The sequence below is a fragment of the Streptomyces niveiscabiei genome (assembly GCF_033794345.1).
In the GTDB taxonomy this organism is placed as follows: Bacteria; Actinomycetota; Actinomycetes; order Streptomycetales; family Streptomycetaceae; genus Streptomyces; species Streptomyces niveiscabiei.
Map to the genome: position 1 here is coordinate 1 of NZ_JARAYJ010000055.1, position 19421 is coordinate 19421.

Annotated in this window: 17 protein-coding genes and 1 pseudogene; 11 read left to right on the forward strand and 7 right to left on the reverse strand. The window is 71.2% G+C overall.

From position 1 onward, the window contains the following. Positions 1–207: pseudogene (locus tag PV682_RS40460) on the forward strand (Zn-ribbon domain-containing OB-fold protein); the annotation flags it as partial. Between the two features lie 456 nt (positions 208–663). On the opposite strand, the gene PV682_RS40465 reads toward PV682_RS40460, so the two are convergent. Then, positions 664–1281 carry a MerR family transcriptional regulator gene (locus tag PV682_RS40465; RefSeq protein WP_319737509.1) on the reverse strand — a complete coding sequence of 206 codons (618 nt, stop codon included), beginning with the start codon at positions 1279–1281 and terminating at the stop codon, positions 664–666. 172 nt (positions 1282–1453) lie between these two features. Between PV682_RS40465 and PV682_RS40470 the strand changes: the two genes are divergently transcribed. The 4 genes from PV682_RS40470 to PV682_RS40485 are packed head-to-tail and all read left to right on the forward strand — an operon-like array spanning position 1454 to position 5664. Next, positions 1454–2995, forward strand: a complete 1542-nt coding sequence (locus tag PV682_RS40470) for a flavin-containing monooxygenase (protein ID WP_319737453.1) — start codon at positions 1454–1456, stop codon at positions 2993–2995. Then, positions 2992–3858 carry an alpha/beta fold hydrolase gene (locus PV682_RS40475; protein ID WP_319737454.1) on the forward strand — a complete coding sequence of 289 codons (867 nt, stop codon included), beginning with the start codon at positions 2992–2994 and terminating at the stop codon, positions 3856–3858. The genes PV682_RS40470 and PV682_RS40475 overlap by 4 nt, the downstream gene beginning before the upstream one ends. After that, the gene (locus PV682_RS40480; protein WP_319737455.1) at positions 3855–4739 is read left to right on the forward strand and encodes an SDR family oxidoreductase; all 885 of its coding nucleotides are present in this window, start codon (positions 3855–3857) and stop codon (positions 4737–4739) included. Before PV682_RS40475 ends, PV682_RS40480 begins: the two co-directional genes overlap by 4 nt. Before the next feature lie 31 nt (positions 4740–4770). After that, positions 4771–5664, forward strand: coding sequence for an aminoglycoside phosphotransferase family protein (locus PV682_RS40485; RefSeq protein ID WP_319737456.1), 894 nt, complete (start codon positions 4771–4773; stop codon positions 5662–5664). 43 nt (positions 5665–5707) lie between these two features. Here PV682_RS40485 and PV682_RS40490 read toward each other — a convergent pair whose 3' ends face one another. Further along, entirely contained in the window at positions 5708–8983 is a 3276-nt protein-coding gene (locus PV682_RS40490; RefSeq protein WP_319737457.1) for a S41 family peptidase, read from the reverse strand. A 187-nt stretch (positions 8984–9170) separates the two neighbouring features. Here PV682_RS40490 and PV682_RS40495 point away from each other — a divergent pair, with 187 nt between their 5' ends. The 6 genes from PV682_RS40495 to PV682_RS40520 all read left to right on the forward strand — a co-directional run bounded on the left by PV682_RS40495 (position 9171) and on the right by PV682_RS40520 (position 14816). Beyond that, the gene (locus PV682_RS40495) at positions 9171–9773 is read left to right on the forward strand and encodes a TetR/AcrR family transcriptional regulator (protein ID WP_319737458.1); all 603 of its coding nucleotides are present in this window, start codon (positions 9171–9173) and stop codon (positions 9771–9773) included. 205 nt (positions 9774–9978) lie between these two features. Beyond that, positions 9979–12180 (forward strand): MMPL family transporter, encoded by a 2202-nt coding sequence (locus PV682_RS40500; protein WP_319737460.1) that lies wholly within the window; start codon positions 9979–9981, stop codon positions 12178–12180. An 85-nt stretch (positions 12181–12265) separates the two neighbouring features. Continuing rightward, complete coding sequence (locus tag PV682_RS40505; protein WP_319737461.1) at positions 12266–12910, forward strand: formylglycine-generating enzyme family protein; 645 nt, start codon at positions 12266–12268, stop codon at positions 12908–12910. A 76-nt stretch (positions 12911–12986) separates the two neighbouring features. Further along, positions 12987–13172: a hypothetical protein gene (locus PV682_RS40510; protein ID WP_319737462.1), complete on the forward strand. Its 186-nt coding sequence runs from the start codon at positions 12987–12989 to the stop codon at positions 13170–13172. Between the two features lie 310 nt (positions 13173–13482). After that, positions 13483–13974: a YbaK/EbsC family protein gene (locus tag PV682_RS40515; protein ID WP_319737464.1), complete on the forward strand. Its 492-nt coding sequence runs from the start codon at positions 13483–13485 to the stop codon at positions 13972–13974. Next, positions 13971–14816, forward strand: a complete 846-nt coding sequence (locus PV682_RS40520; RefSeq protein ID WP_319737465.1) for a DMT family transporter — start codon at positions 13971–13973, stop codon at positions 14814–14816. Before PV682_RS40515 ends, PV682_RS40520 begins: the two co-directional genes overlap by 4 nt. A gap of 14 nt (positions 14817–14830) precedes the next feature. On the opposite strand, the gene PV682_RS40525 is transcribed toward PV682_RS40520, so the two are convergent. From PV682_RS40525 to PV682_RS40545, 5 genes are all read right to left on the reverse strand, one after another. Then, positions 14831–15538: a TIGR03943 family putative permease subunit gene (locus PV682_RS40525; RefSeq protein WP_319737467.1), complete on the reverse strand. Its 708-nt coding sequence runs from the start codon at positions 15536–15538 to the stop codon at positions 14831–14833. Continuing rightward, positions 15535–16551 (reverse strand): permease, encoded by a 1017-nt coding sequence (locus tag PV682_RS40530; RefSeq protein ID WP_319737468.1) that lies wholly within the window; start codon positions 16549–16551, stop codon positions 15535–15537. Before PV682_RS40530 ends, PV682_RS40525 begins: the two co-directional genes overlap by 4 nt. A 74-nt stretch (positions 16552–16625) precedes the next feature. Then, positions 16626–17783, reverse strand: coding sequence for a serine hydrolase domain-containing protein (locus tag PV682_RS40535; RefSeq protein ID WP_319737470.1), 1158 nt, complete (start codon positions 17781–17783; stop codon positions 16626–16628). 71 nt (positions 17784–17854) lie between these two features. Continuing rightward, on the reverse strand, positions 17855–18304 hold the full coding sequence (locus tag PV682_RS40540) for an organic hydroperoxide resistance protein (protein WP_010354950.1): 450 nt from the start codon (positions 18302–18304) through the stop codon (positions 17855–17857). Between the two features lie 139 nt (positions 18305–18443). Then, positions 18444–19034: an NPCBM/NEW2 domain-containing protein gene (locus PV682_RS40545; RefSeq protein ID WP_319737471.1), complete on the reverse strand. Its 591-nt coding sequence runs from the start codon at positions 19032–19034 to the stop codon at positions 18444–18446. Positions 19035–19421 lie beyond the last annotated feature (387 nt).

A 19421-nucleotide genomic window follows, 5' to 3' on the forward strand; every position in this document is an offset into this window, starting at 1 on the left:
GACAACTCCCCTTTCTGGGACGGCGTCCGGCACCACCGCCTCCTCCTCCAGCGCTGCACCGCCTGCACGGCCCTGCGCTTCCCGTGGCTCCCCGGCTGCTTGGACTGCGGCTCCCCGGACTGGGACACGCGGGAGGCGTCCGGCGAGGGCACGGTCTACTCCTACGTCGTCATGCACCACCCCCCGTTCCCGGCCTTCGCCCCCCCCGTACGCCTCTCCCGGCTCCCTGGCTTCGCCCCCGCGCTCCCGGCGCCTCGCCCTTCGCCTTGTGCCCTCGGCTTCCTGGCTCTGCCCTCGCGCCCCGGCGCCCCGTGTCCTTGGTTCCCTGATTCCGCCCCGGGCCCCCGCGTTTCTCCCCGCCCTCGCGCCTCGTGCCCTCGGCTCCCCGGTTCCGCCTCCGCGCCCCGGTGCCTCATCCCTCACCTCGCGCCCCCTCGCGTCCATACTCCGCCCTGCGCCCCCGGTGCCCGGCCCTTCACCTTGCTCCCCCGGCTCCCTGCTCCGCCCTCGCGCCCCGAGCCCCCGCGCCTCGTGCCCTTGGTTCCCTGATTCCGCCTCGCGCCTCGCGCCCCCGGGCCCCGCGCCCCCGGGCCCCGCGCCTCGTACCCCCGGCTCCGCCCCCGCCCCCCGGAGCCTCGCCCCTCCCCCCGCCCCCCGGCGTCCTCACTCCCCCCCGCGCAACCGCCGGTCCAAAGACAGGGAGAGTTCCGCGTCGAAGATTGCCTTGGCCAGGGGGCGTAGGCGGGGGAGGTGGTCGGGGGGGAGGTGTTGGAGGAGGGTGGTGGTGAAGAGGTCGGCCAGGGCGTCCGTGTGGGTGCGGACCTCGTGGGCCGCGGCGAGGATGTCCGCGAGGGGGATGCCTTCGTGGACGAGGGTGGAGGAGACGTCGAGGAGGCGGCGGCTGATGTGGACGATCTCGTCGCCGTCGGTGCCGAGGTAGCCGAGGGAGAGGGCGGCGGCGAGGTTCTCGGGGGTGGTCTGGCCCTCGAAGCGGGCCGCGAGTTCCTCGGGGGTGAGGCGGACCGGTTCCTCTTCCGTGGGGGCGATGCCGAGGACGTCGGTGATGTCGCGGCCGTGGTCGAGGGCCTCGGCGAGTTCGGCGATGCCGGTGAGGGTGTGGCCGCGTTCGAGGAGCGCGGCGATCGTGCGCAGGCGCGCGAGGTGGTGGTCGTCGTACCAGGCGATACGGCCCTCGCGGCGGGGCGGCGCGAGGAGCTTGCGTTCGCGGTAGAAACGCAGGGTCCGCACGGTGATGCCGGCCAGGGACGCCAGCTCCTCCATGCGGTATTCACGCTTCGCCGAGTTCTCGTCCTGCCTGTCCGCCACGCCCAGACCCTATGTCGTACCGTCGGTAACTTTCCTCCGTCCGACCCCTACCCATCGGTAGCGGGCTGCTCTACAGTCCGATTGTGCCAGTGATTACTGGCGCGGTCGCGCGAAGGAGGGCGTCCTCATGGCCGGACGCGAGCATGTGCGGGTGGCGGTCGTCGGGTCCGGGTTCGGGGGGCTCGGGGCCGCGGTGCGGTTGCGGCGCGAAGGGATCACCGACTTCGTGGTCCTGGAGCGCGCGGACAGCGTGGGCGGCACCTGGCGGGACAACACCTATCCGGGGTGCGCCTGCGACGTCCCCTCGCACCTGTACTCCTTCTCCTTCGCGCCCAACCCCGAGTGGCCGCGCACCTTTTCGGGCCAGGGCCACATCCGCGCCTACCTGGAGAAGGTCGCGGACGTCTTCGGGATCCGGCCGCACCTGCGCTTCGACTCCGAGGTCAAGCGGATGGTGTGGAACGCGGAGCGCCTGTGCTGGGACATCGAGACCGCGTCCGGTGAACTCTCCGCCGACATGGTCGTCTCGGCGACCGGCCCGCTCTCCGACCCGAAGACGCCGGACGTCCCCGGACTGGAGTCGTTCCCGGGCGAGGTGTTCCACTCCGCGCGCTGGAACCACGGCTACGACCTGCGCGGCAAGCGCGTCGCAGTGATCGGCACGGGCGCCTCCGCGATCCAGATCGTCCCGGCGATCCAACCCCTCGTCTCCGGGCTGACGTTGTTCCAGCGGACCCCGGCGTGGGTCATGCCGCGCGTCGACCGGGCGATCACCGGCGCCGAACGCGCCCTGCACCGAAAACTCCCCTTCACGACCCAGGCGCGGCGCGGACTCCTGTGGGGCATCCGGGAGTTGCAGGTCCAGGCGTTCACGAAGCACCCCAACGAACTAGGTTTCGTCGAGCAGTTGGCCAAGCGCAACATCGCCAGGGCCATCAAGGACCCGGCGCTGCGGGCCAAGTTGACCCCCGACTACCGCATCGGCTGCAAGCGCATCCTGCTGTCCAGCGCCTACTACCCGGCGCTCGCGCAGCCCAACGTGGACGTCGTCGCGAGCGGCCTCGCCGAGATCCGCGGCAACACGCTGATCGCCGCCGACGGCAGTACGGCGCAGGCCGACGCGATCGTCTTCGGCACCGGCTTCCACGTCACCGACATGCCGATCGCCGACCGCGTCGTGGGCGCCGACGGCCGTACGCTCGCGGAGAGTTGGGGGCGCGGCGGCATGGAGGCGCTGCGCGGCGCGGCGGTCGCCGGGTTCCCGAACTGGATGACGGTCATCGGGCCCAACACCGGCCTCGGCAACTCCTCGATGATCCTGATGATCGAGTCGCAGCTCGCCTACATGGCCGACTATCTGCGCCAACTCGACGTCCTGGGCGGGGAAGTGGCGCTCGACGCCCGCCCCAGCGCCGTGCACCGCTGGAACCGGCGCGTGCAGGACCGCATGGAGCGGACCGTCTGGAACACCGGCGGCTGTGTGAGCTGGTACCTGGACGCGCAGGGCCGCAACACGACCGTGTGGCCCGGTACGACGAGCGAGTTCCGCCGCGCGACCCGCCGCGTCGACCTGGCCGAGTACGAGGTGCTCAGGCGGCCCAGGAAACCGAACGAACCCAACTCCGCTACAGGCAACGGCAGTTACGACGCTGTCGAGGTGACCGCATGAGGACCCTCACGGCCACCTCCCGGGACGGCGCACCCCTGCACGTCGAGATCCACGGCCCCGCCGCCGCGCCCGCCGTCGTCCTCGTGCACGGCTGGACTTGCTCAACCGCCTTCTGGCAGGCGCAGATCGACGACCTCTCCCGCGATCACCGCGTCATCGCCTACGACTTGAGAGGCCACGGCAACACCCCCGCGAGCCCGGCGGTCAGTACGACGGCCCTGGCCGACGACCTCGAAGCGGTGCTGCTCGCCACCCTCGCGCCGGGCGAGAAGGCCGTGGTCGCCGGTCACTCGATGGGCGGCATGACGGTGATGGCCGCCGCGACGCGCCCGGCGTTCAGGGCACACGTCGCCGCAAGTCTCCTGTGCAGTACGGGGAGTTCGCGGCTGGTCGACGAGTCGACGGTCGTCCCCCTCAAGGCCGGGCGGGTACGGACCTGGCTCACCGGGAAGATCCTCGGCTCGAAGGCGCCGCTCGGCCCGGTCACCCCCGTCGGCAAGAAGATCCTCAAGTACGCGACGATGGGCCCCGGTTCGGCCCCCGAGGCGGTCGAGAAGTGCGCGCGGATCGTCCACGCGTGCCCCCGGAAGGTGCGGTACGCCTGGGCGCGGGTCCTCGAATCACTCGAACTCGGTGACCAGGTCGCCCAGTTGGCCGTCCCCACCGCCGTCGTCACCGGCACCGCCGACCGCCTCACCCCGCCCGTCCACGCCCGGGCCCTCGCCGCCGCGCTCCCCAACTGCCTCGGCCTCACCGAGCTGTACGGCATCGGCCACATGACCCCCGTCGAGGCGCCGGACCTCGTGACCGCGCGGATACGCGAACTGACCACCACGTACAGCCAGTTGAAGGAGGGCGCATGAGCAGGGTGAGCCTCGACGGACAGGTCGCCGTGATCACCGGGGCCGCGCGCGGCGTCGGGGAATTGCTCGCGCGGAAGCTCTCCGCGCGCGGCGCGACCGTCGCGCTGGTCGGCCTCGAACCCGAGGCGCTCAAGGAGGTCTCCGAACGGCTGCACGGCGAGAGCGGCTACTGGTACGCCGACGTCACCGACCAGGACGCCATGAACCGGGTCGCAGGCGAGGTGAAGGAGCGGTTCGGGAAGGTCGACATCGTCGTCGCCAACGCCGGGGTCGCCGCCGGGGGCACCTTCCTCGACTCCGACCCCGACGCGTGGCGGCGCGTCATCGAGGTGAACCTCATCGGCTCGGCCGTCACCGCCCGCGCGTTCCTGCCGGTCCTCATCGAGAGCCGCGGCTACCTCCTCCAGATCGCCTCCCTCGCCGCGCTCACCCCGGCGCCGATGATGAGCGCGTACTGCGCGTCCAAGTCCGGCGTCGAGGCGTACGCGCACAGCCTGCGCGCCGAGGTCGGCTACCGGGGGGTGCGCGTCGGCGTCGGCTACCTCTCCTGGACCGACACGGACATGGTGCGCGGCGCCGACCAGGACGACGTCATGCGCGAGCTGCGCCAGCGCCTGCCGTGGCCCGCCAACAAGACGTACCCCCTCGGGCCCGCCGTCGAGCGCATGGCCGACGGGATAGAGCGCCGGTCGAGCCACGTCTACGGCCAGTGGTGGCTGCGCGGGATGCAGGGTGTACGCGGGTACCTCCCCGGGGTGATCGGCTCGGTCGGCGGGCGGGAGATGCGCCGGGTAGCACCTAGGTTGTCCGGTATGAGTACGGGGCTGGTCGGGGCGGGCGGGACGGCGGACGAGGCAGCCAGAGCGGAGCGATCCCTCTGAGGTACTACGGGGAGCACGTACGCTGCGGACCATGCAGCGCACCGACACCGACGAAGCCTTCGTCCGCAGTCTTCTCCGCGACCAGCAGCCCGACCTCGCCGACCTTCCGATCCGTCCCGTCGCGTCCGGCTGGGACAACCAACTCTGGCGGGTCGGGGAGGAGTTGGCGGTACGGCTGCCGATGACGGACCGCGCCCCCACGCTCCTCGCCCAGGAGTTCCGCTGGCTTCCGGGGCTGGCCGAGCGGCTGCCGCTGCCCATTCCGACGCCCCGCAGGTTCAGCGAGCCGAGTGAGCTGTTCCCCCGGCCGTGGGCGGTCGTGGACTGGGTCCCGGGACAGCCCGCCGACGGCGTCGAGATGACCGACAGCCCGCGCTCGACGGAAGCCCTCGCCGGGTTCCTCCGCGCGCTGCACCAGCCGGCCCCGCAGGACGCGCCCCTCAACCCGAGCCGCTGCGGCGAACTCGCCCCGCTCAAGGCCGGGTTCGAGGCCGGGCTCGACAGCCTGGCGGACATCGTCGACGTCCCCCGCATCCGCGAGGTGTGGAACAGGGCCGTCGCCGCGCCGAGTTGGGACGGCCCGCCGGTCTGGGTGCACGTGGACCTCCACCCGGCCAACGCCGTCGTCACGGACGGCGTCCTCTCCGGGATCATCGACTTCGGCGACTTGGGCGCCGGCGACCCGGCCGCCGACATCGCCGCCGCGTGGAAGCTGCTCCCCGAGGGCGCGGCGGACCCTTTCCTGCGCGCCTACGGCGTCACCGACGAGGCACTCGTCCACCGCGCCCAAGGCTGGGCCGTCCTCTCGGCGTTCGGCCTGCTCAGCGTCGGCCGGGCCTGGGAGCAGGGGCTGCCGGGCGGCCAGCCGACGTGGGGGAGGGCGGGACGCCGGACGCTGGAGCGGGTGCTGGCGCACGGGGAGTGAGGGAGAGGGGAGGTACTACCCCGCTACCTCCCCAGAGCCACCTCTACCCCTCCCGAGGCGGCAGCTTCGGCCGGGACCGGTCCGGTACCCCCCGATGGTCCGGCGGGCTCGCCACCTCCCCCCGGTCCAGCAGCTCCAGCGCCAGCCCCACCGCGTCGTCCAGCTGCGCGTGCCGTCCCTCGGCCCAGTCCAGCGGCGTGCGCAGCGCCTCCATGTCGGGGTCGACACCCCGGTTCTCCACCGACCACCCGAACGCGTCGAACCAGGCCGCGTTCATCGGCACGGTGATGACCGTGCCGTCGCCCAGCTCGTGCCGCCCGGTCATCCCCACCACGCCGCCCCACGTCCGCTGCCCCACCACCGGCCCGATCTTGAGCAGCTTGAACGCGGCGGTGATCATGTCGCCGTCGGAGGAGGTCGCCTCGTCGGCGAGGGCGACCACCGGACCCCGAGGGGCATTTGACGCGTACGACACCGGCTGGGCGTTGCGCGTGAGGTCCCACCCGAGGATCGTGCGGGACAGCTTCTCGACGACCAACTCGCTGATGTGGCCGCCCGCGTTGCCCCGGACGTCGACGATGAGCGCCGGCCGCGACACCTCCATCCGCAGGTCCCGGTTGAACTGCGCCCACCCCGAGCCGCCCATGTCCGGGATGTGCAGGTACCCGCACCGACCGCCGCTCAACTCCCGTACGACGTCACGCCGTTTGGCCACCCAGTCCTGGTAGCGCAAGGGCCGCTCGTCGACCAGCGGCACGACAGCCACCCGGCGCGGAGGCCGCTCGCCCTCCACGAACGTCAGCTCCACCGTCGTACCCCCCGCCCCCGCGAGCAGCGGGAAGGGCCCGGTCACCGGGTCGACGACCCGTCCGTCCACGTGCGTCAGCACCGCACCCTCGCGAATTCCCGTACCGGCGAGGGGAGAACGCGCCCTGGAGTCGGACGAGTCGCCGGGGAGGATCCGGGACAGCACCCAACTGCCGTCTCTGCGCACGAAGTTGGCGCCCAGGAGGCCCTGGCGCCGCTGATAGTGCGGTGGCCCTTCGTTGCGGCGTGCGGCGGCGACGTATGCGTGGGAGGTGCCCAACTCGCCGACGACCTCGCGCAGGAGATCCGCGAACTCGTCGGGGGAGGCGACGCGTTGGACCAGGGGGCGGTACTGGTCCAGGACCGAGTTCCAGTCGATGCCGCACATGCCGGGGTCCCAGAAGTAGGCGCGGATCAGGCGGCCGGCCTCCTCGTACGACTGCCGCCACTCGGCGCCGGGGTCGACTTCGTGGAGGATGCGGCGCAGGTCGATCCAGACGGTCGAGTCGCCGTCCCCGGGCTCCGTCGACGGGACGGCCCGTAGCTCGCCCTCGTCGACGACGACCAGGCGGGTGCCGTCGCCGCTGAGCGCGAACCAGTCGAGGTGGTCGACGAGTTCGGACTTCTTGGCCTTGGTGATGGTGAAGTGTTCGAGGGTCGGGCGCTCGCTGGTGTCGTCCGGATTGGCGAAGGTCTCACCGAGTGCGCCGGAGATCGGCCACCGCAGCCAGACGACCCCGCCGCCGGCGACCGGGTACAGCGCGGAGTACTTCGAGGCGGGGACGGGGAACGGCGTGACCCTGCTCTCCAGCCCCTCCACCTCGACGGTCACCGCGCCGCCGTCCTCCGTTTCCACGGGGTCGAGCCCGCCCGCCGCCGGGCGCCCGTCGGGGTTCAGCGCGAAGGGGGAGGGGGTGGCCGAGGAGAGGGGGACCAGGTAGGGGCGGCAGCCCAGCGGGAAGGAGAGGTCGCCGGTGTGGACGTCGTAGACCGGGTCGAAGCCGCGCCAGGACAGGAACGCGAGGTAGCGGCCGTCGCGGGTGAAGACCGGATTCTCGTCGGCGAAGCGGCCGTTGGTGACGTCCACGATCAGCCGGTCCTTCATCCGGGCCAGCTTGATCTGCCGCAGCGAGCGCCCGATCCCGGGGTGCGACCAGGCGAGCCAGGCGCCGTCCGGGGAGAACGCGAGATCCCGCACGGGACCGTTCACGGACCGGATCAGCTCGACGATGCCCCCACCCCCCGAGCCGCCCCCACCCCCGGAGCCGCCCCCGCTACCCCCTGAGTCGTCCCCGGCTACAACCTCAGAGGTATCCAGCAGCAGGACCCGCCCGTCGTGTGAAGCGATCGCCAGCCGCTTCCCCTCCGGGTCGGAGACCAGCTCCAGGACCCGCCCCAGTTCCCCGGACGCCAGCCTCCGAGGGGGACGTTCCCCACTGGCTCTCGGGAGGTACGCGATCTCGACCGCGTCCTCCCCCTCGGCATCGGTGACGTACGCGATCCGGCCCCCCGACCCCAGCATCTCCGGGAGCCGTACCCGTACCCCTGGGGTATCGGCGATGGTCCGCGCCGGACCGTCCCGGTGCGTCAGCCAGTACAGGCTGCCGCGTACCACCACAGCACTGGCCCGCCCGGTCTCGTCCACCGATACGCCGTCCACGTGCTGCGCGGCGGGGATCTGGTACGGCCGCCGTCCCGCGCGAGGCCCTTCGAGCCGTACGTCGAGGCGGCGCGGCTGCGCGCCGGGGCCGAGGTCCTCGACGAGCCACAGGTCGCCCGCGCACTGGTAGACCACCCGGGTGCCGTCGGTCGAGGCGTTGCGGGCGTAGAACGCGTCGTGGTCGGTGTGCCGGCGCAGGTCGGAGCCGTCGTACGCGCAGGAGTAGAGGTTGCCGACGCCCTCGTGGTCGGAGAGGAACGCGATGCGCCCGGCGACGAACAGGGGGGTGGAGAGGTGGCCCTCCACCTCCGGGAGGAGACGGCGGCCGTGGAGCCACAGGCGGCCCGTCGCGCCGCCCCGGTACCGCTTCCAGGCGGCCGGTTCGTGCGGCGGCGTACCGGTGAGCAGGAGGGTTTTCCGTTCCCCGTCGAGGTCGGCGACCTGGAGGTCGCTCACCGGACCCCAGGGGAGGGGGCCGCCGGGGTCACCACTGAGAGGTACGTCGTAGGCCCACGTGAAGTAGGAGAAGGGCTGGCTGTGGGAGGCGACGGCGAGGATGTGGCCCTCGGGGGTCCAGCCGCAGACGCGGGTGTCGGCGCTGCCCCAGTAGGTGAGCTGTCTGGTCCTTCCGCCGTACACGGGTACTACGTGGATCTCGGGGACGAGGCTGCGCCAGGTCGTGCAGGCGATGACCGAGCCGTCCGGGGAGAAGCGCGGGTGGCCGGTCTTCGTGCGGTCCACGGTCAGGCGCCAGGCGCGGCCGGGCCCGTCGAGGGGGGCCAGCCAGAGGTCGTCCTCGGCAACGAAGCACAGCAGGTCACCGCTGAGGTGCGGAAGGCGCAGGTAGCTCACGGTTCCCATGCTTTTCCGGCGCCGGGGAGCCAGCAACTCAGGCGCCGGGGCGCAAGCGTTCCAGGCGTTCTCTTACACGTTTCTCACACACGTGACCCAGGACACGTACGAAACCGTTTCGTTTCGCTTGGTTGGCAGGGTATCTTCATGGACGTAGGAAGAAACGCGGAGAGCACGGAGGGGCGTCATGACTGAGGTCGCAACGGCGCGTCGCAGTCGGATCACTCCCGAACGCGAGGCGGAGCTGTACGACGCCGTCCTCGACCTGCTCCGCGAGGTCGGCTACGACGCCCTCACCATGGACGCCATCGCCGCCCGCACCCGCTCCAGCAAGGCCACGCTCTACCGCCAGTGGGGCGGCAAGGCCGAACTCGTCGTCAAGGCCATCCGGTACAGCAAGCCGGCCCCTCCGGACGACATCGACACCGGCACCCTGCGGGGCGACCTGCACGCGGTGATCCTGCTGGAGGACGACTGCGTCCACGCGCAGAACTCGGCGCTGATGCGCGGCATCGCCATGGCGATGCACAACAACGAGGATCTGCGCGAGGCGTTCAAGGCACAGCTGGTCGACCCCGAACTCTCCGATTTCAAGAAGCTGATCCAGCGCGCCGTGGACCGAGGCGAGGTCCAACCCGACTGTCCCGCACTGGAGTTCATGGTGCACATGATGGTCGGCGGATTCGCCACCCGCATGCTGCTCGACGACCAGCCACCCACCCAGGACTTCCTCATCTCGTACCTGGACGCCGTGGTGCTCCCCGCACTCGGCGTCGACCCGAAGGCCTGACCCGAAGGCCTGACCTGAACACCGACTCCGGTCTCCTGCCCCGGAGTTGACCTTCCCCGCAGTACGCCCACACCCCAACTGACGTCACCGCTCACGTCGTCGGGCCGATCGACGCTGCCCTCGCGCCTCCCACAGCGCGCTCCCCGCCATGCCGTCGGTCACCCCTGCCCATGAAAACCCCACGACTGACCGGGAGTACGCCTCCGTGGCCACGTTCCTCTACAAGCTGGGCCGGCTCGCCTTCCGGCGACGGCACTTCGTCGCCCTGATCTGGATAGCCCTGCTGACGCTCGCGGGCGTCGGCGCCGCCAGTGCCCCCGCTGCGGGCACCACCTCCTTCTCGATCCCCGGCACCGAGGCCCAGAAAGCCTTCGACCTGCTGGAACAGCGCTTCCCCGGGATGAGCGCCGACGGCGCCACCGCACGCGTCGTCTTCAAGGCGCCCGCCGGGCAGTCGATGAACGACGCCGCGAACAAGGCGACCGTGGAGAAGACCGTCGCCGAGCTGAAGTCCGGCTCCGAGGTCGTCTCCGTCGCCGACCCGTACACCGGCAAGGCCGTCAGCAAGGACGGCACGGTCGCCTACGCGTCGGTCAAGTACAAAGTCTCCGGCATGGAGTTGAAGGACTCCTCGCGCGACGCCCTCGAAGAGGCCGGCGACCACGCGAAGAGCGCGGGCCTGACCGTCGAGATCGGCGGCGACGCCCTCCAGGCCACCCCGCACACCGGCGCCACCGAGATCATCGGCATCGGCATCGCGGCCGTCGTCCTCGTCATCACCTTCGGCTCGCTCATCGCCGCCGGGCTCCCGCTGCTCACCGCGATCATCGGCGTCGGCATCGGCGTCGCCTCGATCACCGCCCTGGCCAGCACACTTGACCTCGGCTCGACGACGTCCACCCTCGCGCTGATGATCGGCCTCGCCGTCGGCATCGACTACGCGCTGTTCATCGTCTCCCGCTACCGCGCCGAACTCGCCGAGGGCCGCGACCGCGAGGAGGCCGCGGGCCGGGCGACGGGTACGGCGGGCTCGGCGGTCGTCTTCGCCGGACTCACCGTCGTCATCGCGCTCGCGGGCCTCGCCGTCGTCAACATCCCGATGCTGACGAAGATGGGCATCGCCGCCGCCGGTACGGTCGCCATCGCCGTCCTCATCGCGCTGACGATGATCCCCGCGCTCCTCGGGTACGCCGGGAAGCGGATTCTGCCCGCCGGGTCGAAGAGCAGGATGCTCGGCGGGAACAAGCCGGAGAAGGCCGGGAAGCCCAACATGGGGACGCGCTGGGCCAGTTTCGTCGTCCGGCGGCCGATCGCCGTACTCGTCCTGGGAGTTGTCGGCCTCGGCGCCGTCGCCGTGCCCGCCGCCTCGCTCGAACTCGGGCTGCCCGACGACGGATCGCAGCCGACGTCCACCACACAGCGCCGCGCCTACGACACGCTCTCCGACGGGTTCGGGCCCGGGTTCAACGGGCCGCTGATGATCGTCGTCGACGCGAAGGGCAGCCAGGACGCCGACGGTGCGTTCACCCAAGTCGGCGACGAGATCAAGAAGTTGAAGGACGTCGCGACCGTCACACCGGCCGCGCCCAACAAGGCGGGCGACACCGCGACGATCACCGTGATCCCCGACTCCAAGCCGTCGTCCGTGCAGACCGAGGACCTCGTCCACGCGATCCGTGACAAGGGGACGGAGATCAAGGCCGACACCGGGGCGACCGTACTGGTGACCGGAGTCACGGCGATGAACATCGACGTCTCGCAGAAGCTGAACGACGCGCTGATCCCGTACCTGGTCCTCGTCGTCGGGCTCGCGTTCCTCCTGCTGATCGTCGTCTTCCGCTCGGTCCTCGTGCCCCTCAAGGCCGCCCTCGGCTTCCTCCTGTCCGTCATGGCGGCGCTCGGCGCGGTCGTCGCCGTCTTCCAATGGGGTTGGCTGGCAGGGCTGTTGGGCGTCGAGGAGACCGGGCCCGTCATGTCGATGATGCCGATCTTCATGGTCGGCGTGGTCTTCGGACTCGCCATGGACTACGAGGTGTTCCTCGTGACCCGGATGCGCGAGGCGTACGTCCACGGCGAGGCGCCCTCGCAGGCCGTCGTCACCGGGTTCAAGCACGGGGCCCGCGTCGTCTCCGCCGCCGCCGTCATCATGATGGCCGTCTTCGCCGGGTTCATCGGCTCCTCCGAGTCCATGATCAAGATGATCGGGTTCGGGCTCGCGATCGCCGTCTTCTTCGACGCGTTCGTCGTCCGCATGGCGATCGTGCCGGCCGTCCTCGCGCTGCTCGGCAAGCGGGCCTGGTGGCTGCCGAAGTGGCTCGACCGCGCGCTTCCCAACGTCGACGTCGAGGGCGAGGGCCTGCGCACCGACGCCGACCGGCGGGACGACAAGGAGCTCGTCCGAGCGTGAACCCCTGAGCCGCCGGTGAGGGTCCGTGGGGACGGGGAGCCCTCACCGGCACCAACTCCGCCCGCGTCGCTGCGATCATCTGTCCATGCGGTTACAGATGATCACGGTCGGCGCGGGCGAAGTCGTACTCAACGACCGGCGTACGGCGCGGAGTTGGACGGTCAAGGTGGACTCCTACGCCTTGTCGGCGTGCCCGGTGACCCAGGCGGACTACGCGGCGGTGACCGGTGCGGCGCTCGTCGCCCCCGACCTCCCTGTGGTGGACGTTTCCTGGCTCGACGCCGTCCGGTACTGCAACACCCTTTCCCTGGCGGAGGGTTCACGCCCCGCCTACCGCTTCCGCGAGGACGGCGACGTCGAACTCCTCGCCTCCTCCACCGGTTACCGTCTCCCCACCGAAGCGGAATGGGAGTTCGCCTGCCGCGCCGGTACGTCGGGTCCCCGCTACGGCGTGCTGGACGACATCGCCTGGCACCGCGCCAACTCCGGTGAGCGGATACGGGAAGTGGGCACCCGCCAGCCCAACTCCTGGGGTTTCCATGACCTGTTGGGGAACGTCTGGGAGTGGTGCTGGGACCTCTACGACCCCGAGGTGTACGGGACGTACCGCGTGCTGCGGGGCGGCGGGTGGTTCGACGAACACTGGAGCTGCCGGGCGTCGGTACGGCGCCGAAGCCATCCGACGTACGCCGTGGACGACGTGGGGTTCCGGGTGGCTCGGTCGGTCTGAGTACGGGGGCTCATGCGTACGGGGCCGAGGGCGGCGAGGATCGGCCTGAACACCGGTCCGAACCAAAGGAGTTGCCGTGCGCCCGGAGACCCACGCGAGGCTCTACGGGCCCTGGCGTCCGGCCCGCGCCGTTCCGACGGGCCTCGCGGTCACGCCTCCGCTTCGCCGACTCGCCCTCCCTGGACGGCTGTTGGTGCTGGGGCTGCTCGCTCTTCCCGTGCCCGTCGGAGTGGCGATGTGGACGGCCGTGATGATCGGGTGAGGCTTCTGCGGTTCTACAGGTCCACCTCCGCCCACACCGTCTTCGCCGGGCACGGGCCCTCCGTCCACCCCCACCTGGTCGCGAGCGAGGCCCCGGTGGGGTTGGGGAGAGGCACGGGGAGATCCGCGTTCCTGGCGGCGCTGCCCAGGGCCAGGGGGCCGCGCACGCCGAGGCCATGGCCTCGGGCGCTTCCCCGAGCGGGATCGCCTGTTCCGTGCTTCGGGGGGGAACGCGGGGGTGTCGTCCGCACCGGCACTCAGCCTCAAACCCCGTCGCCTGTCTCCTGCGCCTACCGCTACCGTGCGGTTTCATGACGACGACAGACGCGCACCCCCTTTTCGCTCAGGCCCTCCAAGAGATGGGACTCGACGAGGTGTTGGGGCAGGTGCGGACGTACCCGGAGGGGGCGCGGACGGCGGTCGAGGCGGCGGAGGCCGTGGGGTGTGCGCTGGGGCAGATCTGCAAGTCGTTGATCTTTGCCGCTGATGGGGTGCCTGTGTTGGTGCTCATGGATGGGGCTTCCCGGGTCGATGTCGCCGCCGTGAGTGAGGTGTTGGGCGTCGCGAAGGTCGCGCGGGCCGATGCCAAGGTCGTGCGCGAGGTGACCGGGTACGCCATCGGAGGGGTGCCGCCCTTCGGGCATCGGACCCGTACGCGCGTGCTCGCGGATCGTGGGTTGCTCGCGCACGACGAGGTGTGGGCCGCCGCCGGGAATCCGCATGCCGTGTTTCCCATGGCTCCCAAGGAGTTGGTGCGGCATGCTCAGGCAACCCTCGTCGATGTACGGGAGTTGACGCCGTGACTCCCCTCGTCACCGGTGCCGTGCTGCTCGCCGCAGTGACCCATGCCTGCTGGAACGCGCTCGCGCACAAGATCCCCGACAAGCTCGTGGGGCTCGCGCTGATCTCCGGTGGGGGAGCGGTAGTCGGGCTGCTCGCGGCGCCGTTCGTGGGGTTTCCCGATGGGGGTGCCTGGCCTTATCTGCTTGCCTCCGCCGCCATTCACATCGCCTACTTCGCCCTGCTCATGCGGTCGTTCAGGATCGGCGACTTCGGGCAGGCGTACCCCATCGCGCGAGGGAGCGCGCCGCTGATCGTGACGCTGCTGGCCGCGTTGTTCGCGCACGAGGTGCCGGACGGGTGGGGGGCCGCCGGAATCGCCTTGTCCTGTGCGGGACTCAGCGGGGTCGCCCTGTGGGGGCTGCGGGGGCGGCGGCCCAACTGGGCTGCCATCTGGGCCGCGTTGGGGACCGGGGTCACCATCGCCGTGTACACCGTCGTCGACGGGCTCGGGGTTCGCGCGTCCGGGTCCTCGCTCGGGTACATCGCCTGGCTGATGGGAGTGCAAGGGGTCGTGCTGCCCGCGTACGCCTGGGTGCGCTGGCGCGGCGAGACTCTCGCCCGGCTCAAGCCGTACGCGGGAGTCGGCGCCGTCGGTGCCGTACTCTCCTTCGCCGCCTACGGGTTGGTGCTGTGGGCCCAGACGCGGGCCGAGCTCGCGCCGATCGCCGCGCTGCGGGAGTCGTCGATCATCGTGGGGGCGGCGATCGGGGCGGTGTTCTTCAAGGAGAGGTTCGGGGCGCCGAGGATCGTCGCGGCGGGGGTGCTCGTCGTGGGGATCGGGCTGATGTTGCACAGCAGTTGATGCCGGCCTTGGTTTCACCCGATCGGCAACGCGTCCCGGTACCCGTTCGACGGCCGGTCGATCCTCTGCACCGTCCGCCCGTCCAGGGCGACTTCCGCCGACGGCGTCCCAAGTGCCCCCGCCGCGTGCCACGTTCCCGTCACCGACACCCACGTGTCCGCCTTGGGCGGCTCGACCCCGTACACCTTCACCTTCACCGACTGCGCGTCCGCCGCGCAGCAGTTGAGGATCAGCCGGGTGAGGTACCAGTGGTCCGGCGACGAGGCCGGAGTGACGAACCCCGTCATGGTGACCGGACGCTTCGCGATCACCTTCGTACGGTCCTGCTGGACCCGCGACGTGAAGTCGCCCAGCGTGATGGGCAGCGGCGAGGTCGCGGGCAGCGGGTCGAAGCCGTCGTCCGGTGTCACGGCGACCGCCTTGACCGGCTCCCGGGACGCCGTGTACGAACCCAGCTCCGGCGGCGCGTACACCAGCAGGCTCAGCGCCGGGAGGAACAACAGCCAGGCCACCGGCGGGACATGGGCGCCGTGGGAGTCGCGGTGCCGGTACGCCGACCACGCCTCCGCGAGCCCGAGCAGGAGCAGGACGACGCCGGAGAGGATCAGCAGCGGACGCATCCCCTCCTTGACGTACCGCAGGAACACCTCGGTGAACAGGGCGACTTGGAGGAGCCCGGCGCCGGTCAGCGCCAACAGGGCGGCCTGGAGTACGCGTTTCACAGCAGGGTCTCTCCGATCAGGACCGCGCACAGCACCGCCACGACCGTCGTCGCCGCCGAGAAGCGCCAGGCGAACGCGCGGCCGAACGTGCCGGCCTGGAGCGCGATGAGCTTGAGGTCGACCATCGGGCCGACGACCATGAACGTGAGGCGCGCGGTGGGGGAGAAGCCGGTCAGGGAGGCCGCGACGAAGGCGTCCGCCTCCGAGCAGACGGCGATGACGATGGCCAGGACCGCGAGGAACACCACGGACAGCCAAGGCGAGTTGGCGAACGTGTCGACCCACGTGCGGGGGACGGCGACGTTGAAGGTGGCCGCCGCCATCGCGCCGATCACCAGGAACCCGCCCGCATGCAGGAAGTCGTGCTGGAAGCCCGCCCTGAACTCCGCCCAGCGGCTGCGCCCTTGCTCGTGACCGGTGTGCCGTACGGTCGGCTTCAGCCACTCCGCGCGGCCGAACCGCAGCCACAGCCAGCCCATCACGGAGGCCGCCGCGAGGGAGGCGAGCAGGCGGGCGACGACCATCATCGGCGCGTTCGGGAACGCAACTGCCGTCGCCGTCAGGACAATCGGGTTCACCGCCGGGGCCGACAGCAGGAATGCGAACGCCGCCGCCGGAGCAACTCCCCTGCCGATCAAGCTGTTTGCCACCGGCACCGAGGCGCACTCACAGCCGGGGAGGACAACTCCCGCCATTCCGGCGACCGGTACGGCCAGCGCCGGACGCTTCGGGAGGGCCTTGCGGAACACCGACGCCGGGACGAACGCGTTGATCGCGCCCGACAGGGCCGTACCCAGCAGCAGGAACGGCAGCGCCTGCACGGTGACCGAGAGGGCTACCGTGCGCCACGCCTCCATCGCCGGGGAGTCGCCCCAGCGGCCCAGGACGACGATGAGGGTGCCGGGGACGATCGCCGCCGCCAGCAGGAGGAGGGGTCCGTGGCGCGGCCACGGAGGGGGTTCGGGCACGGGCAGTTCGTCGACTGCGCGTTCCTCTGTCGTCGTCGGCCCCATGCCCGCCCCTGCCGGTCCTCACATGCCCTCCACATGTTCCGACCAACATACCGGGCCCGGCACAGGACTCTCACTCACCCCGCGAGTGACTCACGTACCGCTCTTACCAGCGCCTGCGGCCTCGGGTCGGCGGTCACCGTCCTGCGGAAGCCGTTGGTGACGTATCCGAACGCGATGCCCGACTCCGGGTCCGCGAACGCCAGCGGGCCGCCCCGGCCAGGGTGGCCGAAGGACGTCGGGGCGAGGAACGGGGACGCCGGGCTGTGCAGCATGTACCCAAGCCCGAAACGGGAGTTGACGACCAGGACGCGGTCCGGGCCCGACGACTCCTGCGCGCGGGCCAGTTCGACCGTCTCCGGGGTGAACAGCCTTGGTACGCCGTCCAGTTCGCCGATCAGTGAGGCGTAGATCCGGGCCAGTCCGTCCGCCGTCGCGAACCCCGTCGAACCCGGCAACCGCGCCGCGCGGTACGCCGGGTCGTTCTCGTCGGCGTCCACGATCGCGCCGAACGCCCGCCGGGTGAGGGAGTCCGGGTTCGCGTACGCCTCGGTGATCGCCGGCTTCGGGCGGGACTTCAGCGTGCCCGCCGCCTCCGTCGCCGTCTCCACCATCGCCGTCCGGCCCGCCCGCCACGCCTGCTCCGGCGGGAGGCCCAACCAGAAGTCGGCGCCCGCCCGCCCGGCGATCTCCGTCGCGATGAACTCCGCGATCGGGCGGCCCGTGACGCGGCGGACCAACTCGGCGATCGTCCAGCTGAACGTGTGCGGGTGGTAGCCGTGCGCGGTGCCCGGCGTCCAGGCCGGGGCCTGCGCCGCGACCGCCGCCGCGCCGAGGTCCGGGTCCGCCGCCTGGGTCGCCGTGAGGGGGTGGTCCAGGACGGGTACGCCCGCCTGGTGCGACAGGAGGTGGCGGACCAGGGTGTCGTCCTTGCCCGCCGCCTTGTACTGCGGCCAGTACGCGCCCACCGGGGCGTCCAGGTCCAGGGCGCCGCGCTGGTGGAGCAGGAGGACGGCCGCCGCCGCGACGCCCTTCGTCGCCGAGCGGACAATCTGGGCCGTGCCCTCGCCCCAGGGGGTGGAGCCGGTGACGTCCTGGGTGCCGTACCAGAGGTGTACGACTCTACGACCGTGGTGGTACACGGCGACCGACGCGCCCTGGTCGCCCAGCGTCTCGAAGTTCCGCGCGAACGCGGCTCTCACGGGTTCGTAGCCCTCGGCGACTGTGCCGTTCACCGTGGTCCTCTCGGGTTGGCCTTCGACGTCTGCTGCAACATCCTGGGCCGACCTGCGATTCCTTGGCCGCGTCAGCCCAGGAGAATCGTTACGTCGATGTTCCCGCGCGTCGCGTTCGAGTACGGGCAGACCTGGTGCGCGGCGTCCACCAGCTGGGCCGCGATCTCCGCGTCCAGGATGGGGAGCGAGACGCTGAGGGCGACCGCGAGGCCGTAGCCCTTGGTCCTGTTCGGGCCGATGCCGACCTTCGCGGCGACGGTCGAGCCCGTCAGGTCGTACCCCGCCCTGTTGCCGACGAGGATCAGCGCGTTGTGGAAACACGAGCTGTAGCCCGCCGCGAACAACTGCTCCGGGTTCGTGCCGTTCCCGTCCCCGCCCAGCTCCGGCGGCATCGCCACCCGCAGCTCGATCTGGCCGTCCTGGCTGGTCACGTACCCGTCCCGACCGCCGTGCGCCGTCGCCTCCGCGACGTACATGATCTTCGTCGGACGCGTGTCGACGGCAGCGGCGCCTTCTGTCATGGCGGGACCTCCCCCGGTTTGCCCAGTTACCTTGTGCACAAGGTACTGGCCGGTAGGTAGGTGCGGTGGGGGCGGGGGTGGTAACCGGGGGTAACGCGAGGTGGGGGGTGTGGAGGGGGTGGGGAGGAGTGGTGGTGGGCTAGGACAGGGTCGGGTTGCCCAGCGCGATCCACGTGTCCCCGCCGTAGCAGCCGTCGAACTTGTACGAGACGGTCAGGCGTAGGGCGTTCTCGATTTTCAGGTTCAGCGCTCTGGTCCTGCCCAGGTCCAGCGAGCCATGGAAGAGGGTCCGGTCGTCGGCGGTGACCGTCAGTTCCGCCGTGGTCACCGTCGAGTTGTCGTCCAGGCCCGCCGTAGCTCTCAGGTACTTCCAGTCCCGGCCGAGGTCGTACTCGACGCTGCCCCGGCTCGGACACATGCGGGTCGAGACGAGGGAGTCGGAGTAGTCATCGCCGCTCAGGGAGGCGCTGCCCACCTCGAAGCTCGCGTTTTCGAGGGGGGTGAGGGTGGTGAGCGGGACCGCTTCCGGGGTGGGAGCGGGCGTCGGGGTGGGAGTGGGCGTGGGCGTGAGGGACGAAGTCCCGGGTGCCGGTGTGGCGTTGGCGGGTCTCTCCGTCAACTGCGGCGCGCTGGACGCCGGTGGAGTCGCCGTCGGGGTGTTCTTGTCCTTCGCCGAGGTCGCGACGACCGTGGCCACCGTTCCCACGACCGGGACCACGATGCCGATCACCCACCAGGCCCAGCGCGGTGGGTGGGCCGACGGAGTCGGCCGGTTCGGTGCCTGCGAGTCATCTCCCGGCTGTGGCTGCCCAGTTGTCCGCGACACGTCTCGACTCCCCCCAGAATGCGACGGTGTTGGTGGTCCGTGCACGCGCCTCGCGTGTCTCCCGTTCCCCGTCCCGTGCGGCGGTATGCCTGGCTCCGGGGCGGGTGGGGCAGAAGGCCCGTATGAGTATCGACGGTGCGCTTCCTCCGGCCGATCCCTCCCTCCTCGACTTCGCCGTGCGGCTCGCGGCTGAGGCCGGGCGGGTTTCTCGTGAGCGGTTCCTCGGTGCGGGGTGGGGGGGCGGCGCAAGGGGGACGGGAGTGAGGTCACCGATGTCGACGTCGAGGTCGA